A 1,987-nucleotide genomic window follows, 5' to 3' on the forward strand; every position below is an offset into this window, starting at 1 on the left:
TCTTCCAAACTGGCTACGCGGGTTCGATTCCCGTCGCCCGCTCCAGACGACTCAGGGCCAGGTCAGAGGATCATTCCTCCGCCTGGCCCTGATCGCATTCCGGGGTCCCGATCAGTCGGTCGTGTCCCCGGCGTGCCCCTTGGGCTTTCGATCTTTCTTCTTCTTGCCCTTCCGGCCCTTCTTCCGCCCCTTGTCAACGAGCCCGGACACGGCGTCGGCGATCAGCCGGTCCCGCTCGGCACTGGCGTGCTGATAGATCAGCGCGGCCCGGGCGGTGCTGTGACCCATGCGCGCCATCAGCTCCCGGGTGCTCGCGCCGGTCGAGGCGGCGAGCGTGTTGCCGGTGTGCCGGAGATCGTGGAAGTGCAGACCCTTGACGCCGGCGTCGGTGCACGCGGCGCGCCACAGACGGTTGAAGTGGTTCCGGCGCGGGGTCGCACCCTTTGCACCGATGAACACGCGACCGTCCGCGCCGGGTTCGGCGTACCGCTTCAAGTGCTCGCGGATCTCCGGAATGATCGCGGCCGGGATCGACACCGTACGCTTGCCAGCAGCGCTCTTGGGCGCCTTGATCTCGCGCTCACCGTTGTTGAGTTCAGCGACCGACCGGCGGACGCGCACGGCACAGTGGTCCAGGTCGACGTCCCGGCGGTGCAGACCGATCAGTTCGCCCCAGCGAAGACCGAGGAAGCCGGCCATGAGGACGAGTGCCCGGTAACGCGGCTGGATGGCGTCGGCCAAGTCGTAGACCTCCTGCACGGTCGCGGTGGGCCGCTCCGGGGTGTGCACCACGCTCGCGCCCTTGATCGTGCACGGGTTGCGCCGGATCATCTGGTCCGCCACGGCCGTGCCGAGGATGGCGCGGAGCAGGGCGTACGCCTTGGCGGCGGTCGTCGGTCCAGTGCCGGCGGCGAGCTTGTCCGCACGCCAGCGGCGCACGAGCGGGGGCGAGATGTCCGCGACGTTGACGGTGCCGAAGGCGGGTTCGAGGTGGTGCCGCAGAAGCGAGGCGTAGAGCTGCCGCGTCCGGGTGGTCACCTCGCGTTCCTCGATCCAGGCAGCGGCGTACGGCCCGAACGCCACCTTCCCGGCGTCGGGGTCGTGCCAGTCGCCACGGCGCATCTCGGTCTGTTTGTCGGCCAGCCAGGCGTCCGCGTCCTTCTTCGTGCGGAAGGTCTCCGGGGCCGGTCGGAGCAAGCCGTCAGGACCGACGTAACGGGCCTGATAGCGGCCGGACGGGAGCTTGCGAACCCGCCCGAACTGTCGGCGCTTCCCCGCCATCAGGCAGCCACCCCCTGGAGGGCAGCGCCACGCCGACGCGGCTGCACCGTGTTGGCGGCGATGAACTCCCGTACGGCGCTCTCGGGGATGCGCACGTGTCGGCCGACCTTCACGTACGTGATGCGGCGCTCCTCGATCAGACGGCGCGGGAAGCGCACGGTCGTGCCGAGGAGTTCGGCGACCTGTTCCACGTTGAGGTATCGCTCATTCATGGGCTTGCTGTCCTTCCTGGCGCAGGGCTGCGAGTTCTTCGCGGGCGGTTTCGCGGTTGAGTTGGAGGTCGCGGGCGATGGTGGCGGCGAGGGCGGACTCGCCGGGGGTGTGGCCGTGTCCGGCGTACTGCCAGTCGGCGAGGACGAGGACGGTGTCGGGCTCGCGGTCGTCCAAGCCGAGGGCGGCGGCCTCTTGGGCGGCGCGGTAGTCGGCGCGTGCCTGGCGGAGGGCGCCGAGGGTGGTCGAGTACTGGCGGGACTTGGAGGAGAAGTGGCCACGGAAGCCGAGCATGTGCGCCCAGGCCCACAACCGCCGGTCCGGATAGAGCGAATCGAGGATCTTGCACGCTTCGATGAGGCGGCGGGCGTGGTCGGGGACGCCGTGCCGGTCGAGTTCGGACAGTTCCCCGATGCGGCGGTCGAGGGTGCCGGTGTTCTCGGCGGCTTTGGTGGCGTACTTAGCGACGTAGGAGGCGACGGCCTGTTCGGTGATC

General features: G+C 69.5%; 2 protein-coding genes and 1 pseudogene. All 3 read right to left on the minus strand.

Translation table 11 applies throughout. The annotated features are described in order from the left end of the window. Positions 1–111 precede the first annotated feature (111 nt). On the minus strand, positions 112–1,281 hold the full coding sequence (locus IEZ05_RS36060) for a tyrosine-type recombinase/integrase (protein ID WP_189234551.1): 1,170 nt from the start codon (positions 1,279–1,281) through the stop codon (positions 112–114). After that, positions 1,281–1,493 carry an excisionase family DNA-binding protein gene (locus tag IEZ05_RS36065; protein WP_189234552.1) on the minus strand — a complete coding sequence of 71 codons (213 nt, stop codon included), beginning with the start codon at positions 1,491–1,493 and terminating at the stop codon, positions 1,281–1,283. The genes IEZ05_RS36060 and IEZ05_RS36065 overlap by 1 nt, the downstream gene beginning before the upstream one ends. Continuing rightward, positions 1,486–1,987: pseudogene (gene repSA, locus IEZ05_RS36070) on the minus strand (replication initiator protein RepSA); the annotation flags it as partial. The gene IEZ05_RS36065 and the pseudogene repSA, both read right to left, overlap by 8 nt.

The organism is Streptomyces flaveolus, from assembly GCF_014648815.1.
Taxonomy (GTDB): domain Bacteria; phylum Actinomycetota; class Actinomycetes; order Streptomycetales; family Streptomycetaceae; genus Streptomyces; species Streptomyces flaveolus.